Below are 7232 nucleotides of genomic sequence, written 5' to 3'. Positions count from 1 at the left end.
ATGAAGCTCGTGCCCGTAGTTTGTTTGAAAGTATAGCCCATGAAAATCCAGAACTCTTTTATGTTCAGGAAGCTAGGAAGTATTTAGAAAAATAAGCTGATATAGTTTTAAAATCTGTCTAAGATAGAATATGTTGATGTAAAGTGAAAAGGGAATTAGAAAGCAAAAATGAACGGTATTATCAACTTAAAAAAAGAAGCGGGCATGACCTCACATGATGCGGTTTTTAAACTGCGTAAGATTTTGGGAACCAAGAAGATTGGTCATGGTGGAACCTTGGATCCGGATGTGGTGGGTGTTTTGCCCATTGCGGTTGGCAAGGCAACACGCATGGTCGAGTTTATGCAGGATGAGGGCAAGGTCTATGAGGGGGAAATCACTCTGGGCTATTCCACGACGACAGAGGATGCTAGTGGGGAAGTGGTCGCAGAGACACCTGTTTTATCGCACTTGGATGAAAAGCTTGTTGATGAAGCAATCGCCAGTCTGACTGGGCCTATTACCCAGATTCCACCTATGTATTCGGCTGTAAAGGTCAATGGTCGCAAGCTTTATGAGTATGCGCGTGCTGGCCAAGAAGTGGAGCGTCCAGAACGTCAGGTGACCATTTATCAATTTGAGCGGACAAGTCCGATTTCTTATGAGGGTCATCTTGCACGTTTTACTTTTCGTGTGAAATGCAGTAAGGGGACTTACATCCGTACCTTGTCTGTTGACTTGGGAGAGAAGCTGGGCTATTCAGCCCATATGTCTCATCTGACACGGACTAGTGCAGCTGGTTTACAGCTTGAAGATGCTCTTACATTGGAAGAAATTGCTGAAAAAGTGGAGGCTGGTCAATTGGACTTTCTTCATCCTCTAGAGATTGGGACAGGGGACCTTGTCAAAGTTTTCCTAACTCCAGAAGAGGCTACAGAAGTACGCTTTGGTCGTTTTATAGAGCTAGAACAGTCGGATAAGGAATTAGCTGCCTTTGAAGGAGATACATTGCTAGCCATTCTAGAAAAACGGGACAATCTCTACAAGCCAAGGAAGGTTTTTAACTAATCTAACTGAGGTTTGGGATTGGAATTGTTCTCTTAGACTATCCAAATCAGACTATAAATTTTGCAAAAAATGTGATAGAATAGACGACGGATAAAAAAACGGAGGATAGCATGCAAAATAGACCAATCATTATCGGAGTGACAGGTGGTTCTGGTGGTGGTAAGACCAGTGTTTCAAGAGCCATTTTATCGCATTTTCCTGATGAAAAGATTTCCATGATTGAGCATGATTCATACTACAAGGATCAGTCTCATTTGACCTTTGAAGAGCGTGTCAAAACCAACTACGACCATCCTTTTGCCTTTGATACAGACTTGATGATCGAGCAGATTAAGGAATTGTTGGCAGGGCGTCCGGTGGACATCCCGACTTATGACTATACAGAGCATACACGGAGTAGCAAGACCTATCGTCAGGAGCCTCAAGATGTCTTTATCGTTGAGGGGATTTTGGTCTTGGAGGACAAGCGTCTGCGCGATTTGATGGATATCAAGATTTTTGTGGATACGGATGATGATGTGCGCATTATTCGTCGTATCAAGCGTGATATGGAAGAGCGTGGCCGTAGCCTTGATAGTGTTATTGACCAGTATTTAGGCGTAGTCAAACCAATGTACCACCAGTTTATCGAGCCAACTAAGCGTTATGCTGATATCGTCATTCCTGAGGGAGTCAGCAATACAGTTGCTATTGACCTTTTGACGACCAAGATTGCAAAGATTTTGGAAGAAGCTCGAAATAGTAAATAAACAGAAGTGGAGGCCTTGCCTCCTTTTTTATTTTTCCCTCATAATGGTACATAAATGAAGATTTTTAAGCATATTTTTGGTATAATAATACCAATGAAAGAGCAAGAAAATGAATAGTAGGTGGAGATGGAAAAGTATTTATCGGTAACAACTTTGACCAAGTATCTGAAAATGAAATTCGATAAAGACCCTTACTTGGAACGGGTCTATTTAACTGGTCAAGTTTCCAATTTTCGTAAACGACCTACTCACCAATATTTCTCCCTAAAAGATGACCATGCAGTTATTCAAGCGACCATCTGGTCTGGGATTTATCAGAAATTAGGCTTCGACCTAGAAGAAGGAATGAAAATTAATGTGATTGGGCGCGTGCAGGTCTATGAGCCAAGTGGAAGCTACTCCATCATCATTGAAAAGGCAGAGCCTGATGGGGTTGGGGCGCTTGCGATTCAGTTTGAACAACTCAAGAAAAAATTGGCAGAAGAAGGCCTGTTTCAAGAACGCTTTAAGCAACCTCTGCCCCAATTTTCTAAGAGAATTGGTGTAGTAACCAGTCGCAGTGGAGCCGTGATTCGAGATATTATCACGACCGTCAGCAGGCGATTTCCAGGTATCGATATCTTACTTTATCCAACTAAGGTTCAAGGAGATGGAGCAGCGGAAGAAATTGCTCGAAATATTGCGCGTGCCAATCAACGGGACGATTTGGATTTGCTGATTATTGGTCGTGGTGGTGGTTCCATAGAGGATCTCTGGGCCTTTAACGAAGAAATTGTGGTACGAGCTATTTTTGAATCTCGTTTGCCAGTTATCTCTAGTGTGGGGCATGAGACGGATGTGACCTTGGCAGATTTTGTGGCAGATCGACGCGCTGCGACGCCGACAGCGGCAGCTGAACTGGCAACACCTGTGACCAAGTTGGATCTATTATCTCATTTGCAAAATCAGGAAAAGCGGATGGCAACAGCAGTCCGAAATGTCCTATTTAAGAAACAAGAAGCTTTGAAAAAATGCAGTCAGTCTGTTATCTTTAGACAACCAGAACGTTTGTATGATAGCTATTTGCAACGCTTGGATCAACTGCAACTGCACTTAAAACAAAGTTTGCGAACACTGATTTCTGATAACAAACAAGTCGTCCAAGAAAGGACGCATCGACTGGTACAATTATCACCTGTTACCAAAATTCAACGTTATCAAGATCGTCTTGGTCAGTTGGACAAGCTCCTCCGTAGCCAAATGGCTTTGGTTTATGATGCCAAGGTTGCTGAGGTGAAACGACTTTCGGAAGCCTTGCTGATGTTGGATACCAGTCGAATCGTGGCGCGTGGCTATGCTATTGTCAAAAAAGAAGAGTCAGTTGTGGATTCGGTTGAGAGTTTGAAGAAAAAAGACCAAGTGACGCTTTTGATGCGAGATGGTCGAGTAGAATTAGAGGTTAAAGATGTCAAAACAAAAGAAATTTGAGGAAAATCTAGCAGAACTGGAAACCATTGTCCAAAGTTTGGAAAATGGTGAAATTGCTCTGGAAGATGCGATTGCTGCCTTTCAAAAGGGTATGGTCTTGTCAAAAGAGCTCCAAGCGACGCTGGACAAGGCTGAAAAGACCTTGGTCAAGGTCATGCAAGAAGACGGAACAGAGAGTGATTTTGAATGAAGAAGCAAGAAAAATTAGCTCTTGTCGAGTCGGCTTTGGAAGACTTTTATGGAGACCAGCAGGTTGCTTCTAGTTTGCGAGAGTCTGTTCTCTATTCCATTCATGCTGGTGGCAAGCGTATCCGGCCTTTTCTCTTGTTAGAAGTTCTGGAAGCCTTGCAGATCGCTATTAAACCTGCTCACGCGCAGGTGGCTGCGACCTTGGAAATGATTCATACAGGGAGTTTGATTCATGATGATCTTCCAGCTATGGATGATGATGATTACCGTCGGGGACGCTTGACCAATCACAAGAAATTCGGTGAAGCTATGGCCATTTTGGCTGGAGATGCTTTATTCCTAGATCCTTATGCCTTGATAGCGCAGGCAGATTTGCCAAGTCAGATCAAGGTGGACTTGATTGCTAACTTATCCCTAGCTTCAGGAAGTCTGGGCATGGTGGCAGGGCAGGTTTTGGACATGGAGGGTGAACACCAGCATTTGTCTTTGGAAGAACTCCAGACTATTCATGCTAATAAGACTGGAAAATTACTAGCTTATCCCTTCCAAGCAGCTGCTATTATAGCCGAATTGGCACCTGAGATGCAGGCAAAGTTGAAAACTATTGGGGAATTGATTGGGCTTGCTTTTCAAGTTCGAGATGATGTATTGGATGTGACAGCTAGTTTTGAGGAAATTGGCAAGACACCACAAAAGGACCTACAGGCAGAAAAATCAACCTATCCTGCCTTGTTGGGCTTGGAAGAGGCTATTGCCTTTTGTAACCAAACCTTGGATCAAGCTAATGCCAAATTAGAAGAAATTGCCCACCAGATTCCCTTTGAGATAGAATCGATTGTAAGAGTAGTAGAAAGTTTGAGAATCAATGGCTAAGGAAAGAGTGGATGTACTAGCTTATAAACAGGGCTTGTTTGAAACGCGAGAACAAGCCAAGCGCGGTGTCATGGCTGGTCTAGTCGTAGCAGTCCTGAATGGAGAACGGTTTGACAAACCAGGAGAGAAAATTCCCGATGACACCGAGCTAAAACTCAAGGGCGAGAAGCTCAAGTATGTTAGTCGTGGTGGCTTGAAACTGGAAAAGGCCTTGCAGGTCTTTGATTTGTCAGTTGATGGCGCGACCACGCTTGATATTGGAGCCTCTACTGGAGGATTTACCGATGTTATGCTGCAAAATGGTGCTGAGTTGGTCTTTGCAGTCGATGTTGGTACCAATCAGTTGGCTTGGAAATTACGCCAAGACCCACGGGTTGTCAGCATGGAGCAGTTTAATTTCCGCTATGCTGAAAAGACTGATTTCGAGCAGGAACCTAGCTTTGCCAGTATTGATGTGAGTTTCATTTCCCTCAGTCTGATTTTGCCGGCCTTGCACCGAGTCTTGGCAAATCAAGGTCAGGTTGTGGTTCTGGTTAAGCCCCAGTTTGAGGCAGGGCGTGAGCAGATTGGGAAAAATGGAATTATTCGAGATGCCAAGGTCCATCAACATGTCCTTGAATCTGTCACAGCTATGGCAGCAGAGGAAGGATTTTCAGTTCTTGGTTTGGACTTTTCTCCCATCCAAGGTGGTCATGGCAATATTGAATTTTTAGCGTATTTGAAAAAAGAAGAGTCAGCAAGCAATCAGGTTCTTGCTGATATTGAAGAAGTAGTAGAGAGGGCGCATAGTCAATTTAAAAATGAATAAAAAAGAGAGACTTGAAAAAATTAGACGATTTGTGACAGATTATCAAATCGGTACACAAGAAGAAATTGTAGAACATTTGAAAGAGGCAGGAATCACTGCTACTCAGGCAACGGTATCACGGGATATCAAAGAACTAGGTATTGTCAAAATTCCTTTGAGAGACAACACCTATGTCTACGAATTGCCAAAATCAATCGTAAAAAGTTTGCAACTGGCTGAAGACAATATCGAATCGGCTGAATTGATGGATAAGATGATCAATCTCCAAGTTATTCCAGGAAATACGGCTTTTGTAAAAGCTCAGTTAATCGAGACTTTTGCGGATAAGATTTTTAGCTGTTTAGCTGATGATAGCTCGATTTTAGTCATTGTAAGAAGTGAAAGTCTAGCTGAGGAAATCTTTGAACAAGTAAAAAATTGGTAGGTCTATATGTTACTTGAAATTTCGATAAAAAACTTTGCCATTATTGAGGCTATTTCCCTCAATTTTGAAAAGGGGATGACTGTCTTGACTGGTGAAACGGGTGCAGGGAAGTCGATTATCATTGATGCCATGAATATGATGTTGGGAGCTCGTGCGACGACAGATGTTATTCGTCATGGTGCGCCAAAGGCAGAGATTGAGGGGCTATTCTCCGTTGAAAATAGTCGCCTTTTGCAGGAAATTTTTGATGAGCAAGGTTTGGAAATGGGGGATGAAATTATCATCCGTCGAGAAATATTGCAAAATGGTCGGAGTATCAGTCGTGTGAATGGCCAGATGGTCAATCTGTCTGTTTTGCGTGCTATTGGGCAACATCTGGTAGATATTCATGGTCAGCATGACCAAGAAGAGTTAATGCGTCCTCAACTTCATATCCAGATGTTGGATGAATTTGGTGATACAGCCTTTTGGGCCTTGAAAGAAACCTATCAAACGAGTTTTGATGCCTATCGAAAAATGCGCAAGCAGGTTCTGGAAGTCAAGAAAAACCAACAGGAACACAAGGCACGTATTGAAATGTTGGAATTTCAAATGGCAGAGATTGAGGCAGCAAACTTGCAGGCTGGAGAAGACCTGGCTCTCAATCAAGAGCGTGATAAACTGCTCAACCATAAAAATATTGCGGATACACTGACCAATGCTTACAGCATGTTGGACAATGAAGATTTTTCAAGTCTGGCCAATGTTCGTTCAGCCATGAATGACATGGAAAGTGTCGAAGAGTATGACCCTGAATACCGTGAAATTTCAAGCTCTTTGTCTGAGACTTACTATGTCTTAGAAGATATAAGCAAGCGTTTGGAAGCTATTATTGAGGACCTTGATTTTGACGGCAATCGTCTCATGCAGGTTGAGAATCGTTTGGATCTCCTTCATACCATTACCCGTAAGTATGGTGGGACTGTAGATGATGTCTTGCTTTATTTTGCCAAGATTACGGAAGAATACAATCTCTTGACAGGAAATAACCTTTCATCTGAGGACATAGAAGTAGAGCTCAAGAAATTGGAAGTTAATCTTGTCGATTTGGCAGGTCAGCTTGCATTGGCTCGTCATGACTTGGCCCAGCAGCTTGAAGCTGAGATTAAACAAGAACTGCAAGATCTTTATATGGAAAAAGCCCAGTTTCAGGTTCGTTTTAGCAAGGGCAAATTCAGTCGTGAGGGAAATGAAATGGTTGAGTTTTATATTTCAACCAACCCTGGTGAAGACTTTAAACCCTTGGTCAAGGTTGCATCTGGTGGGGAATTATCTCGTCTCATGCTAGCTATTAAGTCTGCCTTTTCTCGTAAAGAAGGCAAGACCAGCATTGTTTTTGACGAGGTGGATACGGGAGTTTCAGGTCGCGTAGCCCAAGCTATTGCGCAGAAGATTCACAAGATTGGCCAGCATGGTCAGGTTCTTGCAATTTCCCATCTTCCTCAAGTGATTGCGATTGCGGATTATCAATTCTTTATTGAGAAGATTAGCAATGAGCATTCAACGGTTTCGACTGTTCGTCTCTTGTCGGTTGAAGAGCGAGTGGAAGAAGTTGCTAAGATGTTGGCTGGTGATGATGTGACGGAAGCAGCCCTGACGCAAGCCAGAGAATTGTTGAGAAACAGGGAGAAATAAG

General features: G+C 42.9%; 8 protein-coding genes. All 8 read left to right on the top strand.

Annotated elements, in window-relative coordinates; translation table 11 throughout:
- The first annotated feature begins 168 nt into the window (after positions 1-168).
- The gene (gene truB / locus HMPREF2613_RS04435) at positions 169-1047 is read left to right on the top strand and encodes a tRNA pseudouridine(55) synthase TruB (RefSeq protein ID WP_070479268.1); all 879 of its coding nucleotides are present in this window, start codon (positions 169-171) and stop codon (positions 1045-1047) included.
- A gap of 110 nt (positions 1048-1157) precedes the next feature.
- Entirely contained in the window at positions 1158-1796 is a 639-nt protein-coding gene (gene udk, locus HMPREF2613_RS04430; protein WP_001181376.1) for a uridine kinase, read from the top strand.
- Positions 1797-1922: 126 nt separating this feature from the next.
- Positions 1923-3263 (top strand): exodeoxyribonuclease VII large subunit, encoded by a 1341-nt coding sequence (gene xseA, locus HMPREF2613_RS04425; protein ID WP_070479265.1) that lies wholly within the window; start codon positions 1923-1925, stop codon positions 3261-3263.
- Positions 3241-3453: an exodeoxyribonuclease VII small subunit gene (locus HMPREF2613_RS04420; RefSeq protein WP_000043226.1), complete on the top strand. Its 213-nt coding sequence runs from the start codon at positions 3241-3243 to the stop codon at positions 3451-3453. The genes xseA and HMPREF2613_RS04420 overlap by 23 nt, the downstream gene beginning before the upstream one ends.
- Positions 3450-4325, top strand: coding sequence for a polyprenyl synthetase family protein (locus HMPREF2613_RS04415; RefSeq protein WP_070479262.1), 876 nt, complete (start codon positions 3450-3452; stop codon positions 4323-4325). Before HMPREF2613_RS04420 ends, HMPREF2613_RS04415 begins: the two co-directional genes overlap by 4 nt.
- Positions 4318-5133: a TlyA family RNA methyltransferase gene (locus HMPREF2613_RS04410; RefSeq protein ID WP_070479260.1), complete on the top strand. Its 816-nt coding sequence runs from the start codon at positions 4318-4320 to the stop codon at positions 5131-5133. Before HMPREF2613_RS04415 ends, HMPREF2613_RS04410 begins: the two co-directional genes overlap by 8 nt.
- The gene (locus HMPREF2613_RS04405; protein WP_070479258.1) at positions 5126-5557 is read left to right on the top strand and encodes an arginine repressor; all 432 of its coding nucleotides are present in this window, start codon (positions 5126-5128) and stop codon (positions 5555-5557) included. Before HMPREF2613_RS04410 ends, HMPREF2613_RS04405 begins: the two co-directional genes overlap by 8 nt.
- Before the next feature lie 6 nt (positions 5558-5563).
- Positions 5564-7231, top strand: a complete 1668-nt coding sequence (recN, locus tag HMPREF2613_RS04400) for a DNA repair protein RecN (RefSeq protein WP_070479256.1) — start codon at positions 5564-5566, stop codon at positions 7229-7231.
- The last annotated feature ends 1 nt before the right edge of the window (position 7232 follow it).

It is taken from the genome of Streptococcus sp. HMSC070B10 (assembly GCF_001808665.1).
GTDB lineage: Bacteria > Bacillota > Bacilli > Lactobacillales > Streptococcaceae > Streptococcus.
This window is presented reverse-complemented; position numbering and strand designations above follow the sequence as displayed.